The 16,961-nt window shown below is 63.6% G+C and carries 14 protein-coding genes; 6 read left to right on the top strand and 8 right to left on the bottom strand.

Annotation, left to right across the window (positions count from 1 at the left end):
* Nucleotides 1-1,269 (top strand): hypothetical protein, encoded by a 1,269-nt coding sequence (locus M2432_RS07890; RefSeq protein WP_280826235.1) that lies wholly within the window; start codon nt 1-3, stop codon nt 1,267-1,269.
* Here the strand turns inward: M2432_RS07890 and M2432_RS07895 are convergent.
* The 5 genes from M2432_RS07895 to M2432_RS07915 are packed head-to-tail and all read right to left on the bottom strand — an operon-like array spanning nt 1,249 to nt 9,071.
* Nucleotides 1,249-2,367 carry a M24 family metallopeptidase gene (locus M2432_RS07895; protein WP_280826236.1) on the bottom strand — a complete coding sequence of 373 codons (1,119 nt, stop codon included), beginning with the start codon at nt 2,365-2,367 and terminating at the stop codon, nt 1,249-1,251. The two genes, M2432_RS07890 and M2432_RS07895, sit on opposite strands and share 21 nt — an antisense overlap.
* Nucleotides 2,357-3,523 (bottom strand): Xaa-Pro peptidase family protein, encoded by a 1,167-nt coding sequence (locus M2432_RS07900; protein WP_280826501.1) that lies wholly within the window; start codon nt 3,521-3,523, stop codon nt 2,357-2,359. Before M2432_RS07900 ends, M2432_RS07895 begins: the two co-directional genes overlap by 11 nt.
* A gap of 38 nt (nt 3,524-3,561) precedes the next feature.
* The gene (locus M2432_RS07905; RefSeq protein WP_280826237.1) at nt 3,562-4,743 is read right to left on the bottom strand and encodes an amidohydrolase family protein; all 1,182 of its coding nucleotides are present in this window, start codon (nt 4,741-4,743) and stop codon (nt 3,562-3,564) included.
* 34 nt (nt 4,744-4,777) lie between these two features.
* Nucleotides 4,778-8,308, bottom strand: coding sequence for a carboxylic acid reductase (gene car, locus M2432_RS07910; protein ID WP_280826238.1), 3,531 nt, complete (start codon nt 8,306-8,308; stop codon nt 4,778-4,780).
* 43 nt (nt 8,309-8,351) lie between these two features.
* Nucleotides 8,352-9,071 (bottom strand): helix-turn-helix domain-containing protein, encoded by a 720-nt coding sequence (locus M2432_RS07915; protein WP_280826239.1) that lies wholly within the window; start codon nt 9,069-9,071, stop codon nt 8,352-8,354.
* A gap of 77 nt (nt 9,072-9,148) precedes the next feature.
* Between M2432_RS07915 and M2432_RS07920 the strand changes: the two genes are divergently transcribed.
* The 4 genes from M2432_RS07920 to M2432_RS07935 all read left to right on the top strand — a co-directional run bounded on the left by M2432_RS07920 (nt 9,149) and on the right by M2432_RS07935 (nt 13,365).
* Nucleotides 9,149-10,048, top strand: a complete 900-nt coding sequence (locus M2432_RS07920) for an alpha/beta hydrolase (protein ID WP_280826240.1) — start codon at nt 9,149-9,151, stop codon at nt 10,046-10,048.
* Nucleotides 10,049-10,486: 438 nt separating this feature from the next.
* Entirely contained in the window at nt 10,487-11,935 is a 1,449-nt protein-coding gene (locus M2432_RS07925; protein ID WP_280826241.1) for an aldehyde dehydrogenase family protein, read from the top strand.
* Nucleotides 11,936-12,041: 106 nt separating this feature from the next.
* On the top strand, nt 12,042-12,467 hold the full coding sequence (locus M2432_RS07930) for a nuclear transport factor 2 family protein (protein ID WP_280826242.1): 426 nt from the start codon (nt 12,042-12,044) through the stop codon (nt 12,465-12,467).
* A 232-nt stretch (nt 12,468-12,699) separates the two neighbouring features.
* On the top strand, nt 12,700-13,365 hold the full coding sequence (locus M2432_RS07935) for a TetR family transcriptional regulator (protein WP_280826243.1): 666 nt from the start codon (nt 12,700-12,702) through the stop codon (nt 13,363-13,365).
* 150 nt (nt 13,366-13,515) lie between these two features.
* Here the strand turns inward: M2432_RS07935 and M2432_RS07940 are convergent, their stop codons facing one another.
* Together M2432_RS07940 and M2432_RS07945 are read right to left on the bottom strand one after the other, a co-directional pair.
* Nucleotides 13,516-14,415 carry a TIGR03619 family F420-dependent LLM class oxidoreductase gene (locus M2432_RS07940; protein WP_280826244.1) on the bottom strand — a complete coding sequence of 300 codons (900 nt, stop codon included), beginning with the start codon at nt 14,413-14,415 and terminating at the stop codon, nt 13,516-13,518.
* Between the two features lie 135 nt (nt 14,416-14,550).
* Nucleotides 14,551-15,174 (bottom strand): NAD(P)-binding domain-containing protein, encoded by a 624-nt coding sequence (locus M2432_RS07945; protein WP_280826245.1) that lies wholly within the window; start codon nt 15,172-15,174, stop codon nt 14,551-14,553.
* Between the two features lie 95 nt (nt 15,175-15,269).
* On the opposite strand from M2432_RS07945, the gene M2432_RS07950 reads away from it, so the two are divergent.
* Nucleotides 15,270-15,743, top strand: a complete 474-nt coding sequence (locus tag M2432_RS07950) for a MarR family winged helix-turn-helix transcriptional regulator (protein ID WP_280826246.1) — start codon at nt 15,270-15,272, stop codon at nt 15,741-15,743.
* Nucleotides 15,744-15,787: 44 nt separating this feature from the next.
* On the opposite strand, the gene M2432_RS07955 is transcribed toward M2432_RS07950, so the two are convergent.
* On the bottom strand, nt 15,788-16,945 hold the full coding sequence (locus M2432_RS07955) for a beta-ketoacyl synthase N-terminal-like domain-containing protein (protein WP_280826247.1): 1,158 nt from the start codon (nt 16,943-16,945) through the stop codon (nt 15,788-15,790).
* Nucleotides 16,946-16,961 lie beyond the last annotated feature (16 nt).

Consider the following 16,961-nt stretch of genomic DNA (forward strand, 5'->3'; position numbering starts at 1 on the left):
ATGCGAATAGCCGGCGACGACACCGCCATCGCGCTGCCGAGCCATCTCGCGGCGCTGGTTGAGGCGGGTAGTGACTTCCTGACCTCGGCATTCCACACCTACGGAACGCTCTCGCCCGACAACGCTGTCACTCACATCACCGAATGCGCAGAGGTCAGCGGCGGCAGCACCGGCCGAAAGGCACTGCTTTCGGTCGAGTACGCCCGGCCCGAATCAAGCTTGCCCACTGAGCTTTTCGTCAAATTCTCCCGCGACCTAGACGATCCCCTCCGCGACATCGGCCGCACCCAGATGCAGCCCGAGGTGCGTTTCGCCGAGCTAGCCCGACAACCCGGATTTCCCATCACGGTGCCGGCCACACTGTTCGGCGACTACCACGTCGACACGGGCACCGGCATCCTGATCACCGAACGGATCCCGTTCGGTGTGGATGGCGTCGAGCCACAACATCACAAGTGCCTGGACTACGAGATGCCCAGTCCCGACGAGCATTACCGGACTCTGGTGACATCACTGGCCCAGCTAGCGGGCTGGCATCGCAGCGGCGCAGCGGCGGACGTCAGCGACCGCTTTCCGGTCGACCTTCAGGCAGCCACCGTCGGTGAGCGGCCGCCGCTGCGGGGAGACAAGTTGTCCCGGCAGCTAAGCCGACTCACTGAGTTCGCGGATACCCACCCCGGCCTGCTGCCGGCCAATGTTCGCGCGCCCGAATTCCTTTCCGACCTTGCCGGCCAGATTCCGGTCATCCTCGCAGGCGAGCAGGCGCTATGGTCGCACCTGGCCACGAGTGCCGACCACATCGCCCTGTGCCATTGGAATGCCAACGTCGACAATGCGTGGTTTTGGCGCGACAACACTGGCAAAGTGCAATGCGGCCTACTGGACTGGGGTTGCGTCAGCCAGCTGAACATCGCGATGGCGCTATGGGGTGCGCTCTCGGCAGCCGAAATCGGCCTGTGGGATGAACATTTCGATGATCTGGTCTTCCTGTTCGCCAAGGAGTACCACGCAGCGGGTGGACCGCCGATCGACCCTCGCGCGCTGACTGCTCAAGTGTTGCAGTACGCGGCGATCATGGGCGCCACATGGCTGTTCGATGTTCCCGGCCTGATCCGCGCCCGACTCGGCGAGTCCGCCAGATCGATGACCCGCTTCGATCCGGCGATCAAGCACGACGAGGCAATCCGCGCTCCGCTGCAGATGTTCACCAACGTGCTGAATCTATGGCAAACCCGCGATGTCGGTGCGCTATTGGCCGACCTGCAATGAGGCCAGCAGTACGGGGCCGTCGTCGGTGACGTGCAGGGCGTCGCGGGTGAACACCGCCCCGAGGCCCTCCTGCCACACATACCCGGTAACCGCGAGGACCATGCCGGGCTCCAGCCTGGTGTCGGCGACAGACCGGGGCAGTTCGGCGGATACGACCGGCGGATCGAAACCCATGCCGAGTCCGTGCGCGACCGGCATCGGCGGCAACGGTTCTCCGGCGTCTTGGTAGACGTCGAGCAGACCAGCAGCAGGCGCTCCAGGGCGGCAGGCGGCAAACAGCTTCTCGGTCAACGACTTCGAGCGCCCGTACAGCGCCGCGGCACCGGCTGGTTCGTCACCGGCGACCGCGGTCCGGCCGATCTCACCAACGTAGCCGCCGGCGAGCGCTCCGGCGGCGAAGGCCACCAGATCCCCGGACTGGATGCGCCCGTCTTCGCGGGCGCGGCGCCACGGGTGCTCACGCGAGGTCACCCACGCCCCGTTCTGGGTGGCCGGTGTGCTCACCCCGATCATGGTCATCGCTTCCATCAGCGCACCGACCAGCGACTGCTCGCGGCTGCCGGGCGCGAGCTCACCGAGGGCCGCCGACAACGCGGTCCCGGCGACATCAAGTGCCTGGCGCAGTGCGGCGATCTCCTCGTCGGTCTTGATCCTCCGGGCCGCCCGCATTGCCGGTTCGCCATCGACGACTTCGGCGTTCGGGAACGCCTGCGGCAGCAGCTGAGCGAATGTCGGTGACAGCGCATCGGTTCCGACCCGTCGGGCTTTGGGTGACGCCTCGAGGCCCTTGAGCACATCGGTCAGGGTGAACGGGCTCCAGGACAAGCCGTAGAGCCGGTCCCGGCCGATCTCGTCGGGCACCCCTTCGTCCCACGTGCTGTTGAGGTGGATCTCACCGGTGGCGCGTTCGAGCACGCAGATCGGGCCGAACGGTCGGGTGCCGGCAACCCACAACTGTGGTGTACCACTGACATACCGAACATTGGCCTGTCTGCCGAGCACCAGCAGGTCCAGGTCGTGGATCGCCATCTGGGCCAGCACGTGCTCGCGCCGGCCGAGTCGTAGTGCCCGGTCGTCGGGCAGAGTCTCAGTCGCCATAGGGGGTGTAGGGGTAGTCGGTCAACGACTGGTAGCCGTCCTCGGTGATGATCACGATCTCCTCGCTGCGATAGCCACCGGTACCGTCGGAGTAGACCACCGGTTCAAGCACTAAAACCATTCCCTCGGGGAAGACGAAGTTGTCGTCGAACTCCTCGCCGAGATCCGTTCCGATCATGGGTGTTTCGGCCGGGTAGGTGCCGATGCCATGCCCGAGATAGAAGTGTGGCAGCCACGGCTTGCTACCTCCGTTGGCCGCGATGGCCGCGCGGGCCAGATCGCCCGACGTCGCCCCGGCCTTGGTCACTGACAACACCGCGTCCAAGATGTGCCGCCACTGCCGGTACTGGTCCTGCTGTTGCGCCGTGGGCAGGTCTCCGACGATCCAGGTACGGCCGAAGTCCGAACAATAGCCGCCGTAGGTGATGCTTACGTCCGTCCACAGCACGTCACCCCGCTCCAGGGCTCGTTCGGTTGGCAACAGTGGTAGGGCGAGGTCACCGTGAGTGGTCCACACGCCCTCGGCACGGGTCATCGGCATTACCTGCCAGATGGCCTCGAGCATGTTGGACGTCGCACCCAGTTCGAAAGCGCGGCGGACGAATTCAGCCGACAGATCGAGCTGGCGCACACCCGGTGCCAGCGCCTTCTGCACGTCGACCACCGCTTCTTCGGTGATCCGGCACGCCCTTCGGATGCACGCCATCTCGTCGGGAGTCTTCACCAGTTGCGCGGCGGCCAGCACCGCGGCGGCATCGATCGAGGTGTTGGCGAACAGCCGGCTGCCGGATTGCCGCATCGCCCCGGTGAGCTCGTCGACAGCGACGACCGCGCCGGGCCCGACGAGTGTTTCGGCTTGTTTGACGAATCCTTCGACACCGTCGTCGAATTCGACATAGACGGCTCGATGCCGGTGATCGGTGGGCACCTGGAATTCGGCGGCAGCGCCCTCACGGAATGGCAGGAACACGTGCGGATGCTCATCGTCGGCCAGGACGATCGCCACCGGCCGTTCGATGTGAGATAGGCCGGCGTCCAGCAGCGGCCAGCTGGCCCCGGTAGCGTAACTGACGTGTCCATTCATCAGTAGGATCAGCGCGTCAACACCGTTGTCCGCCATGGCTGTACGGATCCGGGCGCCAACCTCGCGGTACATCCGACCGCGGTCGGGCTCTTCCGGGATCGAGAACGCTGTCACGACACACCCAGAAATTTCTTGATGTTGCCACTGACCACTTTGGCGGCATTCTCCGGCCCTAGCGCGGCCACCACCGCCGACAGCGACTGTTCGGAATACCCGAAGGTGCTTTCGTTGTGCGGGTAGTCACTGGACCACATCACCTTGTCGACGCCGATCTCATCGATCAGCCTGAGCCCGAGCGGATCGACCATGAACGACGCAGACATGTGGGTGTCCCAGTAGTAGCGGATGTCATGATGTGGCGGGTGGTCCAGCATGTGCCGGTAGGAGGCCAGCACGTGCTCGCCATCCTGGATCGCCGTGGGCACCCACGCGATCCCCCCTTCGAACCAGCCGACCTTCAGGCCCGGATGACGATCCAGGATGCCGGAGAAGATGTAACGCGCGAACATGTCCCGGAAAGAGTCGATGTTGATCATCATCGCCACCGCGACACTGCCGAACTCACACGGGCTCTTCGGCGGGGTCTCACCGATGTGGTGAGTGACCGGCAGCCCGGCCTCCTCGATCACATCCCACACCGGCATCATGGCGGTGGAGCCGTAGTCGATCACCACGCCGTCGTCGTCGAACCCTGGATACAACGGCATCAGGAATGTCTTGAGCCCCAAAGATTTAAGCTCGTCCAGTGTGCGCTTGGCGCCGGCCGGGTCCCACCAGTTGATCAGCCCGACACCGTAGAAGTGCCCGTTCGAGCGTTCCTGGATGTCGGCGACGTACTCGTTGTAGATCCGGAATATCCGCTCGCGCAGCACTTTGTCCGGGTAATGAAAAAGGGCGAGCACAGCGTTCGGAAACGCCAGTTCCTTGTCGACACCGTCTTCGGCGAGTTCCTGGATCCGGGTTTCGATGGCGTCGGCTCCAGTCGCAGCGCCAGGCAGGTCGTCGTACTGCATCAACACCGCGCTGAAGTCGCCGACGACGAATGACTGGCCTTTGACACCCACCATGTAGGCGCCGTCCTCGTACCAGATCCGCGGCGCCTCGTCCTTCAGGTCGTCCGGAAACTTGTCGTAGAAGATGTCCGCCGCCACCGAGAGGTGATTGTCGGCAGAGAAGATCTCGGTGCCCGCGGGCAGCCCGATCGCTTCGCGGCTGCCGCGGGCGTGGCCGCGACGGTTCTTCGGCGCCCCGAATCCATCCGGGGGGTAATGCGGCTTCGTTGGTAGTGACATCGTTGTCCCTTCACCGGGTGGGCTTAAGTGTGGCCTAGAGCATGCCGAGTAATCGCATATCGGCGACATATTTGGCGATGAGTTCGCATGAGATGCTGGGGATCTCGTGGCCCGCGGATTCGACCGCGGCGCGGAATCGTTCGGCGGGTACCGGCGAGCCGGGCATGGCTGGCACGGGATGACGGTACACGTCGAGCACCGTCAGCACGGATTGCTGCTTGGCGCGTTCAGGTAATGCCTGCATAGCCGTCTCGAAGCGGTGCAGCCACTCGCCGTAGTCGTCGATGCGGCGCACCGGAAGCCCGCTCTCGGCGAGCCAGTCGACGAAGGTGTCCAACGACACGCCGTCATCGTGCGGATTGGTGGTGTTGTATGTCTCGAAGGCGTCGCCGCCGCGCAAACCCACCTCTGCGATTGCCCCGGCCAGGAAGTCGACCGGCAGTCCCTCGTAGTGGGCGCGGGCGGGCGTAGCTGGGCGGGAGCCGGACCCAGCCCCGTCACCGCCGCCGAGGTAGAACGAACTCGGCGCGACGCCGGTGGCGATGACGCTGAACAGCAGGCGGGTGAAGATGTCCGGCACATTGAGCTGACCGTCGTACCGGCTGTCGGCGAGGATCATGCCTGGCCGGAATACGGCGATCGGCAGGTTGCACAGGTCGTGCGCTTCCCTGAGCAGTACCTCACTGGCCCACTTGCTGACGCCGTAGCCGTTTGCGTAGCCGTCTGACAGTGACACCGTTGGGACATCGAGGCGGATATCGCGATCCTCGCCGACGATGTGGTCGGTGACCGCGGTAACGCCCATCGTCGAGATGTAGTGGATGGTCTTGAGTTTCGTGGTCAACGCAAGTCTGATCAGCTCGGCCGTCCCGGCCACATTGGCGGCGAACAACTGGTCATAGGGCAGCACGTGGTTGACATGCGCTGCAGGGTGCACGATTAGATCGACCGATTCCGCCAACCGCGCCCAGGTGGCCTCGTCGAGCCCCCATCCTGACTCGCCGATGTCGGCGGCGATGATCTCCAGGTGACGGTCTGCCAGATCGCGGAAGCGTCGGAGCAATCCCGGATCGGATTCCAGTGCGGCTTCGATACGGGCTCGGGCGCCGGCCGTGTCCGCACCTCTGGCCAGGTAGATCACCCTGCCACCGGCGTCGGCCATCCGCTGTAGCCATTCCAGGCCCAGGAAGCGTCCGAGGAATCCTGTCACTCCCGTCACCAGCACCGAACGGACCTCCTCAGGCGGCCGCGGCAATGTGGTTGCTGTCTGGAGGATTTCGGGGTCGATGAATTTGTCGAGCGTCAAATCAGCTGCTCGGATCTCGCGAGCACCCGCGCCGTGCACCGAGCCGAAGGTCATCTTCGAATCGGAGTTGCGTTGGCGCTCAATGAACGTCCCCAGGGATGCGAGGCTGCCGGTGGGATCGGTCACCACTCCGACCGGTACCTCGGCGCCGACGATGTCGGCCAACAGTCGCGAGATGGTCAGCGCCGACAGCGAGTCGCCGCCGAGATCGATGAACCGGGCATACGGGTCGATGTCGTCGGGAGACAGCCCAAGGGTGGCCTGGACCGCCCGCGCCACCACCTCGGAAATCGGTAGGGCGGAGCCTTCGGACCGCAATGCCCGCAACTGCCGGGCCTGGTTTTCGGCCAGCTCCGCATAGCGCTGCTCCAGCCGCTGCCCGTAGCGCTCTTTGAGCTTGGGCCGCAGGAACTTTCCGACTCCTGAGAGCAGTCCGTTCTCCAGGCTGAACGGCTCTGTCTCGATGAGGAAGTCGCGTGGGATCTCATAGCTGTTCAGCTGGTTCTCGTGCGCCACCTCCAGTAGCGACTCGGCGATCGCCGACGTCGACGATGTTGGGTCGGTGGGCACCACAATGCCCAGCAGGTATGCCCGCTCGCTGGAGCCGTAGAGATAGATCTGCCGGACCAGTGGGCTTTTCGTGTACAGCGCCTCGAGTCGGGCCACGGCTACGAACTCACCTTGGGACAGTTTGATGACGTTGTTGCGGCGGTCCACAAAACGCAGCCGGTCGGGCGCCACCTCGGCCATGATGTCGCCGGTCCGGTAGTAGCCCTCGGCATCATACATCGTGGCGGTCAGGTCGGGCCGTTTGTAGTAGCCGGCCATGAACCGCCCCGACTTCACCAGCAGCTCGCCTCGCGGATAAGGCTTGTCGGTGTTGAAGTATCCGAGTTCAGGTACGTCGTCGAGCTTGTAGTCGATGACCGGCGGGCGCAGCACGTGCTCGTCGGCCAGCAGCATGCCGCCGGCAATCTCGGTCGAGGAGTAGCCGATCATCAGGTGCTGGTCGAGCACCGACACCATGAAATCCTTGATCTCCGGCGACAATGCGGCCGAGCCGCAACCACACGCCAACACGCGTCCGCCGAGCACGCGCTCGCGCAGGTCCTCGCGCAGTCGCTCGCCCGCCTCGTCTGGGTCGGCACCGGCGATCGTCGCCTTGTCGAGCTCGCCGAGGTAGTGGTGGTAGAACATCTCGCACACCCGTGGCACCAGGCTCAGCGTGGTCGGCCGGGCCGCCGCAAGGTCGTCGAACAGGGTCGACAGGTCGCTGCTCGCGGCGAAGTAGCTCGTGCCGCCGTTGGCCAACGTCATCAGCACGTACCCGTAGCCGATGAGATGGCTCATCGGCATGTAGCTCAAAGTGATGACCGGCTGATCTGACTGCGCCAACCACGAACCGATGCACAGGCTTTCGGTGAGCATCGCCCCCTTGGGAGTACCAGTTGTTCCCGAGGTGTAGAACACCCACGCCAGCGGATCCTCGCCGTCGGCAGCCACATGCAGCGGAGCAGCGGGCAGGGTTGCGGCGGCATCGACGATGCTGTCGAGCACCTCGATGACCAGATCACTGCCTGCGTCGGCCAACCGTTGGGCGGCGGCGTCGAATCGGGCGCGATGGGTGTCGTCGCGAGATTCGTAGTCGAACACGATCAGCCGCTGAGGAGGGCCGCCCAGCAGGAGGGCCTCCACCGCGGTGTCCAGGGATTCGATGCTGGCCAACAGAATCCGCGGCTGCGTCTCGTTCAGGATTGGCGCATGTTGAGTCGCCGGTGCGCTCGTCTGCAACGGCACCACCACGACACCCAAATGGATGCAGGCCAGTTCGATGACCGCGTAGTCGACGCTGGCGAACCCGAGGACGCAGACGAAATCACCTGTCAGCATTGGGTGTTCGCGGTGGTGGTGCCAGTCGGCGGCGACCGCGCGGACGCGGTCCCAGAGCTGCCGGTAGCTGGTGGTGACGAACTCGGGCAGGAAACGCACGGTGGTCTGACCCGTCGCCGGGTCGGTGGACAGCTCCCGGGCACGCGCACCGAGCGCCGGCCGGTCGGCGTAGCCCTCCATGACGGTCGCCATCACCTGCGCGATCCGCAGACCGGGCTGCCGCGCGGCGGCGGCAACTGCTTCGTCAGGTTTGGCGGCGCCGAATTGCGCATCCTCGGCGTAGAGGCGTTCGCGGCGACGGGCTAGGCGATCCCACTGCTGTTGCTCAGCCCCAGGATCTTTGACATCGCTACGTCCTACGAAAGCCATGGTTTCACACCCTCATTGGTTCGACACCGAGGCAGATCAATGGTCAGGCGGTAATCGAGCAGGCCACATCGCGGTCCGGCCGCGTCAAGGCTGCGCTTCCGAGCCGGACTGGCACCGCCTCCCACAAACCCGTGAGTGCCGCGATCAACTCCTCGGCGACCACCGACCAGTTCGAACTCACCGATGGCCGAGCGACGGCGAGCTCGCCCTCGATCTCGGCACAGGTGTGCATCAGCAGATTCGTCGCCATCATCCAGCGTCCCAGGCGCACCTGCTTCGGACGTTCTGGGAGGCACCGGCTAATCCCCCGTACGGTCTTACGCATGAGCTGAGACGTCAGGGCGTCGGCGACCACCAAATCTCGATAAGTAGGGTCAGCCATGGCCTGCGCAGCGAACCGCGCATAAGACGTGGGCGTTCCCAGCTGTTCCAGATGTTCCGTCAGCGGATAGACCAGTACCCCGATCCAATCGCGCAACTGTGCGTCGCCATCGATCTCTCCCAATTTTCGTATGCGAATGTCATCGATAGCCAACCGATGCTTTGCCTCAATGGCCCGCAGCAGTTCGGCTCGTGAACCGAAGTGGTAACAGGCCGCGGCGTTGTTGCGCTGCCCAGCAGCTTCACTGATCTGCCGGTTGGACACCGCATGCATGCCAAACTCGACGAACAGTCGTTCAGCAGCAGCCAAGATCGCATCGCGCGTGCTCGACGATCTGTCGGTACGCGCGTCTTTGGCTCGGCTCACACCGCCAGTGAACACGACTCGACAAAGTAAATCAAGGAATTTATTTAGATCGGCCACACTATGGGCCCCTGGCTGTGTCACCATCTAGGGAAATGGCCAATTCACCCCATGTCGGTCAAGCCGGTGAGCAATCTGTCACGATCCGGGGAGGCGTTCTCACATACGAAATCCTCGGCACTGCAGGTGATTTCATCGTCTTGACGCCCGGCGGCCGGTTTTCTAAGGACATCCCGGGACTGCGCCCGCTTGCCGAGGCCCTCGCGGCAGGCGGCTACCGGGTGCTGCTGTGGGACCGACCGAACTGCGGCAAATCTGATGTGCAGCTTTTCGGCGAATCCGAATCTCACATGCGGGCAACTGTTCTGAGCGATCTCATCAATACGCTGGGCATCGGGCCGTGCATTCTGGCCGGTGGTTCAGGAGGCGCCCGAGATTCCATCCTGACCGCACTGCTCTACCCAGATCAGGTAACCAAGTTAGTGCTCTGGAACATTGTTGGCGGAATCTTCGGCACCTACATCCTCGGACACGTCTACATCGTGCCCAGCATCCTTGCCGTGCGTGGCCGAGGGATGCCTGGCGTCCTCGAAGTCCGCGACTGGCGCGAGTGCATCGAGACCAATCCGGCCAACAAGGAACGTCTTATGGCCTTCTCGGCCGAGGACTTTCTCAAGATCATGTTGCGCTGGCTCAATGCCTTCATCACCAAGCCCGGTCAAACCATTCCCGGTGTCGACGATCACCTATTCGACGATCTGAGGATTCCAACGTTGATCATCCGCGGTGGCGAAAATGACCTGAACCATCCCAAGAGGACCTCGCTGGAGGTGCACTCGCTGATCAAAGGATCTCAGCTGATCGATCCGCCGTGGCCGGAGGACGCCTGGGAGCGCGCCTCGGAGGCGTCGGCGCAAGGAAAGGTCAAGCGGTTCAACCTGTTCGATACCTGGGTACAGGCGGCGCCCGAAATTCTGCAGTTTCTCAGCCGCTGAGCAACGTCACCTGCGCAGCGTTCACGTCCGCAAAGTCGCCGCCGTACTTGCCGGATCGATCGCCGACTACCCTCCTATGCCACAGAATTGGCACATAAAAACACTGAAATCAGTTGTGGTTCAGAGTGTTTAGGTCACTCCGTTACCGCCACGAAGCTCGATGCACTGCTCTCCTGGTCGCAGATGTGAAGTTCCACCAGTCACGATGCCGATCGCGACGCATATCACCGTATGGCGAGCCACGCGACCGAAATAAATTCCTTGATTTAGTTCGAACTGCGGTGTTCACTGAGTCGGTGAGCATCGCCAAGGATGCAGAACCAGCAGACCGAAGGGCTGACGCATCCCAGAATCTCCGTCTGTAAGTCGCGGGAAGCGTGCCGTTCGTGCGGGCGAATGGGCACCCCAACGAATTGCTAAACGAAAGGCAGGAGGACAGTGCGTAACGCCAATGACGTCGTTGCCGCGGTCGACAAACCCGGCTCAGGAATAATTCCGGTCTTCAACCCCTCCAACGAGGAGCAGATAACCGAGGTTGTCGATTCCGACGGGGCCGCCGTAGACGCGGCAGTGGCGCGGGCTCGCGAGACGTTCGAGTCCGGCATCTGGCGCAAGCTGCCGGCCGCCCGACGCGCGGAGGTACTCTTCCGCGCTGCAGAGATCATCAAGCAGCGCACCGACGAGCTCGCGAGGCTCGAAAGCCAAGACAACGGACTGAACTTCAAAGCAGCGCGCCACATCATTGAGGTGTCGCGAGACATGCTGGTGTACTACGCCGGGTGGATCGGCAAGATCCATGGCGAGTCCAGCAATGTCGTCTCCGACGGCCTACTCGGACATTACGAGAACTATCACAACTTCACCCAACTCGAGCCGGTCGGCGTTGTCGGTCTCATCATCCCGTGGAACGGGCCGTTTTTCGTCGCGATGCTCAAGGTCGCGCCGGCGCTGGCGGCCGGCTGTAGCTGCGTGCTCAAACCGGCCGAGGAGACACCACTCACCGCGCTGAAGCTCGAAGAGATCTTCCGTGAGGCCGGATTGCCCGACGGCGTACTCAATGTCATCACCGGTTACGGCGAGACGACGGGCGCCGCGCTCACCGCCCATCCCGACGTCGACAAGATTTCGTTCACCGGTTCCACCGAGGTCGGCCGGTTGATCGTCACCGCGGCGGCAGGCAACCTCAAGCGCCTGACTCTGGAACTCGGCGGCAAGTCGCCGCTGATCATGTTCGACGACGCGAATCTGAAGAAGGCGATCCCCCGAGTCGGGATGGGCTTTTTGGCCGGCTCCGGGCAGAACTGCTCGTGCACGTCGCGCATCTATGTGCAGCGCGGTGTCTACGACCAGGTTGTCGACGGCTTGGCCGCCTTCGCCAAGAAGCTGCCGATGGGCGGAAGCGAGGAACCTAACTCGCTCCTCGGACCGCTGATCAGCGAGAAACAACGCCAACGCGTCGCAGGTATGGTCGATGCGGGCGTAGCCGCGGGTGCGCAGGTCATCACCGGCGGCAAGTACATGGACCGTGTTGGCTACTTCTATGAAGCCACGGTCGTCACCAACACCACACCCGGCATGCGGCTTATCCGCGAGGAGATCTTCGGGCCGGTCGGCTGCGTGATTCCGTTCGACGACGAAGACGAGGTGATTACCGCAGCCAACGACACGGAGTACGGGCTCGCCAGTGCCGTCTGGACCGAGAACATCGGGCGCGCCCATCGCGTCGCGAATGCGCTTCGCGCCGGCCAGGTTTGGGTTAACTCGACACTTGCGGCAGATCCCGCCATGCCGATTTGTGGTCATAAGCAATCGGGTTGGGGCGGAGAACGAGGGCGTAAGGGCATCGACGAGTACTTCAACACCAAAGCGGTTTACATCAGCCATTAATCGCGACGCCGCCATCGTCAGATGAAGTTTCGCCGCAGTTGATTCAAGGGAGCAGAGCGATGACCAGTCAATGGACACAGTTGGATTCAGTACCAAAGGAGCCGCGATGACTACCGCCAACGAGCAGTTGGTTCTGGACTTCATTCACGCTGCGTATGGCCAGAAGATGGACGTCGAGGCCATGACGGCGATGATGGCCGAAGACTTTGTGTGGCAACTCAACGTGCCACGCTCAAAGGTCGTCAAGGGTCGGGCCGCAGCCCGCGCTGAACTCATACAGCACAGCGAACTGTCCACAGGCATGATCGAAGGCAGCGAAATCCAGACGGTCGTGTCCAGTGGGAACACGGTCGTGGTCGAACGAATCGATGTCAACGACGTCGGCGCCAAGGTTCTCAGGTTCAACGTTGTTGCCATCTTCGACGTGCGTGACGGCAAGCTCACCGGTTGGCGGGAGTACTGGGATACGGGACACATAGCCCAGCAGCTCGGCATCGACGCTGCGCATATGTTCGACGCACTGGAACCGTAATCGAAGCAGCGTGTTCGGCGAACCGCCGGCACTATCTGATCGCGTTTCCGAGAAATCAAATGGCGTCATGGTGATTGCAATGCCGTTGTCGTTCAACAGAATCCACGATGGGACGTGACACCATCGGCATCACTATGACGATGGTCAAGGGACACAATAGTTCTGTGGACGGAGGCAGCCGCAAGAATTAAATTCCTTGATTTGTTTTGCCTGGTCGTGTTCGCTGATACGCGTGAGCCTTGCCAAGGACGTGCGAACCGACCGTTCCTCCACCACGCGGGAAGTACTGCTGGATGCTGCCGAGCGACTGTTCGCGGAATCTGGAATGTACGGGGTTTCCAACCGGCAGATCAGTGAAGCTGCCGGCCAAGGAAATAACGCCGCCGCCAGCTATCACTTCGGAACCCGGACTGATCTGCTGCGGGCAATCGAGGCTCGACGCCGAGTTGCGATCGACGACTTGCGGCTCAACAAGCTGGCTCAACTAGACGCCGGTGCCACACTGCGCGACTGGGTCGGTGTGTTGGTGTACCCGATGACCGAATATCTTGAAGCACTGGGCAATCCCACGTTTTACGCGCGCTTTGCCGCGCAGGCTATGGCCGATCCAACCTACCGCGATCTTGTTGCCTCCGACGCCCTGTCATCCCCATTGCTGCTCAAGACCGTCCGTGGGATCAATCGGTGCCTACCCCGACGTCCTAAACCGGTCCGGCTGGGCCGCTGGATGATGGCGAACAACCTATTGATGCACACCCTCGCCGAGATCGAGGGGGATCTCGCAGCCGGCGGGTCCACAGTGGGACCAGGTTGGCCGAGTGTCGGCGAGGAATTGGTAAGCGCGCTCGTTGGTCTGTGGGAGGCGCCTGTGGCGCGGCTCGCAGGCTCGATCGACTGAAGTATTGCGGGTGTCCACCGACTGTCTCGATAGCGACTGAATCTGGCGCCTCACCAATGAATTGATATATCGATGGCTTCACGAGAATGCCTGTAGCCGAGTGGAATTGCAGGCCGTATGGGGCTGCCCGTAATCACCGCGATCTTGCCGTCAGCCTTGCGCGCGATCACTCCATCGGGCGATTACCTGGCCGGCGAAGTCAAGCATCTGATCAAGGCTGGCGAACATCGCGAAGGGATCCACGATTGCCTCATCGGTACCGGACTCGGCCAAGCGCTTGAGCCTGTCAGCGACCGAATCAACAGACGTACCTGGTTCGAGGTTGATCCGCATGGCCGTCTTCAGCGTGTCGGGATCGCGGCCTGCGTCCTGCGCCGCACGACGCGCAATCCACCACAAGTGGTCGGTGACCTCGTCCTGCAGGCCCTCGACCCCGAGCCAGCCGGTGCCGCTGCGGCCCACCCGGCGCATCGCGGCCTCGCTGGCACCGCCGATCCAGATGGGCGGACCGCCCGCCTGGACCGGGCGCAGGTCTGCATGCACCGGCGGCAGCGAAAAGAACTCGCTGTCCCAGGACACCGGTGTGGTCGTCCACCACTCGTGCAGGAACGCCAACAGGTCATCGAGCATCCGCCCGCGCCGACTCCAGTCCGCGCCCCGGGCGATGTCGTGTTCGTCCTTCATCCACCCGACTCCCACGCCAACATCGAGGCGGCCTTCGCTGAGCACGTCGAGCGTGGTCAGCAGCCGGGCCAGGTGCACCGGCTCGTAGTAGAACGTGCTCAGCGTGCTGGAGTTCAGCCGCACCCGGTTGGTCGCGGTCGCGGCGACCGTCCACAGCAGCACCGGATCGAGGTAACGAGTCATCTGCGGCGGGTACGGCTGCTCTTTGCCCGGATAGGTGCTGTGCATATCGACCGGCGTGACCAGGCGATCGCCGACCCACAGCGTGTCGTAGCCAAGGTCCTCGAGACCGCGGCAGAACGCGCTCAGGCCAACGGCGCTGCTAATCGCGGGCCCGACTATCGGAATTGCGAAACCAAGCCTCATCGGGGGAATCCTCTCCGGGCAGACGATCGTCGGCCGACACCGAGATCTGGCATATCGAATGTTTTTGATGATTCATCAACGATTATTCGGACGCACGGCGCGCCTGTTCTTTCACGGCTTAGACTGGCGGTCTACTCAGCCGGAAATGGTTGCGCCGAGGGCGAAGTTGAAGTTCCCCACCCCGTGGCGGGCGAGTCCCATCACGACCAGACCCGTTCCTTCCAGCCAGTGCGCCATGCTCAAGCCGCCCACATCCAGCGGGCGCAGCCCAAGGCTCTCGATGAACTCCGCCACGCTCGCCTTGGCGCGCGCGTCGTCGCCGGCGATGAAGACGTCGAGCGGCCGACCCTGGGCCAGGACAACACCGAAGATGGTGTTGAATGCCTTCACCACGCTGGCGCTGGCCGGTGCCGCTTTGGCAACTTCCTGCGCAATCGAGCTGTCATCGGGGATGGCCAGCCCGTCGGCCGCGGAATTGAAGGGGTTGCTGATGTCGACGATGACCTTGCCCGCGAGGGCATTTCCGTACTGGGTGACGACCGGAACGACATTGGCGTACAACAAGGCCACGATGACGATGTCCCCGGTCGGGACTGCGCCGAACTCCCCCGTCGTTGCGCTGCCGCCGAGAGCCTTGGCCAGGTCAGCGGCCTTGGCCTGATCGCGGCCAATAACCTCGACGGTGTTTCCGCCCGCTACCGCCAGCGAGCCGATGGCGCGGGCCATGTTCCCGGTACCGATGACGCTGATGCTGCCCATGAGATGTCCTAACTTGAGTGACGATCGAAAAGGTTGACTACTCAACATTAGTTCTGGTTTGTTGATGCGTCAACAAACCAGGTAGCATGGGGTTGATGGAACCGAACTGGCTGAGTCCTCGCGAAGACCGCGCGTGGCGGGCCTTCATGCACGCGCACCATCAGCTCGTCGTGCACCTGAACCGGGGCCTGCAGGAGTCGGGTCTGTCCGGCGCCGATTACGAGATATTGGCGGTGCTCTCGAGCCACGACGGGGACCGCATGCCCGCCCACAAGCTGTGTGCCACCTTGGACTGGGAGAAAAGCCGGGTCTCCCACCAGGTGCGGCGCATGCAGAAGGACGGGCTGATCTGCCGCGAGCCCAACCCCGACGATGCCCGCAGCACCATGATCTGCCTGCTGCCGGCCGGCCGCGCCGCCATCGAAAAGGCGGCACCCGAGCACGTCGAGGACGTGCGCCGGAACTTCATCGACCTACTGTCGCCGGCCGAGCTCGACATGCTCGCCGCCCTCAACGAACGAATCTTGCACCACCTGGCAGGCGACGACTCCCCCGCCGAAGACGAGTGACACCTCTCCCCCGGTCTGGAAACGGGAAAGTACTTGGCGCGTCCTCAGTCCGCCGGTGCCAGCACCACCGCCGAGTTCTGCCCGCCCATACCCAGCGAGGTCTTCAGGGTCAGCCCGCCGCCGATCGAGGTCGGCCCGTCAAGCAGGCGATGGTGGCCGGCGGCAACCATCGGCGGCGCCGGAATCACGCCGCGTCGGTATCCCATAGCGGCCGCGGCGACCTCGACCGCGGCTGCAGCGCCCTGGCAGTGCCCGGCCAGCGGTTTAACCGAGTAAAGCGCGGGTCGGCCGCCGAACACCTCGTCCACCAGCGCACCCTCGGCGGCATCGCACTGCGCGGTGCCGGGCCCGTGCGCGTTCACGTACGCGATGTCCCCGACCTTGACGTTCGCGGAGTCCAGCGCGGTGTGCACGCACTCGTCGATGTGCACGCGGGCCGGGTCGACGGAGGTGACATGGTGGGCGTCGTGGGTCATCGCTCCGCCCAGCACCGACGCGTACGCTCGGGCGCGCCGGTTGGTCAGCACAAACGCCACCGCCGCCTCCCCTACCGAGAAGCCACGGCTGCCTTCCTGGAACGGCCGGCACGCGTCCAACGGCTCGGTATCGACCACGGCGACTCCGAGTTTGACGAAATGCTCGACGTTCTCCGGGGTCAGCGACAGGTCGGTGGCCAGGAACACAACGTCGTCAACCATCCCGGCGTCGAGCCACATCTTGGCGGTGATCAATCCGGCGTTGCCCGATGCGCACATCGCCGAGATGTTCATCGCCGGCCCGTGGAAACCGTGCTCCTGCATCAGCATCGAGACCGGCGTCGATGGCATCAGCGCCAGATAGTCACGCACCCTGCGACTGCCGCCGTCGACCAGGTAGAACTCCCGCCAGCTTTCGATCTCAGGCAGGACCAGGGCGTGCAGGAGCCCGACCCGCCGCCCCGGCACCCAGCCACGCTCGCCGGCGTCCTCGATCGCCTCCCGGGTCACAGCGCGCATCGCCCGCGCCGAGCGGGTCGGCCCGTCCTCGACGGACCCACAGTCCGGCACCCGAGCCAGCCACGCCGAGTCCTGACCATCCGGCCCGTAGCCGGGGTACAGCGCCGCGGCCGGTTTGCCGCTGAGCAGCCCGGCCCACAGCCGTTTGCGGCCCCACCCGTATCCGGTCGCCGCGCCGATGCCCGCGATGTTCATCGCGTTTGCCATATGTCTTGTCCCCTCA

Origin of the sequence: Mycobacterium sp. OTB74 (assembly GCF_029892685.1) — a bacterium.
In the GTDB taxonomy this organism is placed as follows: Bacteria; Actinomycetota; Actinomycetes; order Mycobacteriales; family Mycobacteriaceae; genus Mycobacterium.

Bases quoted from the DNA above. Each gene is read 5' to 3' on its own strand.
- M2432_RS07890 (WP_280826235.1), top strand. From the start codon at position 1: ATGCGAATAGCCGGCGACGACACCGCCATCGCGCTGCCGAGCCATCTC.
- M2432_RS07895 (WP_280826236.1), bottom strand. From the start codon at position 2,367: ATGGCGACTGAGACTCTGCCCGACGACCGGGCACTACGACTCGGCCGG.
- M2432_RS07900 (WP_280826501.1), bottom strand. From the start codon at position 3,523: ATGTACCGCGAGGTTGGCGCCCGGATCCGTACAGCCATGGCGGACAAC.
- M2432_RS07905 (WP_280826237.1), bottom strand. From the start codon at position 4,743: ATGTCACTACCAACGAAGCCGCATTACCCCCCGGATGGATTCGGGGCG.
- car (WP_280826238.1), bottom strand. From the start codon at position 8,308: ATGGCTTTCGTAGGACGTAGCGATGTCAAAGATCCTGGGGCTGAGCAA.
- M2432_RS07920 (WP_280826240.1), top strand. From the start codon at position 9,149: ATGGCCAATTCACCCCATGTCGGTCAAGCCGGTGAGCAATCTGTCACG.
- M2432_RS07930 (WP_280826242.1), top strand. From the start codon at position 12,042: ATGACTACCGCCAACGAGCAGTTGGTTCTGGACTTCATTCACGCTGCG.
- M2432_RS07940 (WP_280826244.1), bottom strand. From the start codon at position 14,415: ATGAGGCTTGGTTTCGCAATTCCGATAGTCGGGCCCGCGATTAGCAGC.
- M2432_RS07945 (WP_280826245.1), bottom strand. From the start codon at position 15,174: ATGGGCAGCATCAGCGTCATCGGTACCGGGAACATGGCCCGCGCCATC.
- M2432_RS07950 (WP_280826246.1), top strand. From the start codon at position 15,270: ATGGAACCGAACTGGCTGAGTCCTCGCGAAGACCGCGCGTGGCGGGCC.
- M2432_RS07955 (WP_280826247.1), bottom strand. From the start codon at position 16,945: ATGGCAAACGCGATGAACATCGCGGGCATCGGCGCGGCGACCGGATAC.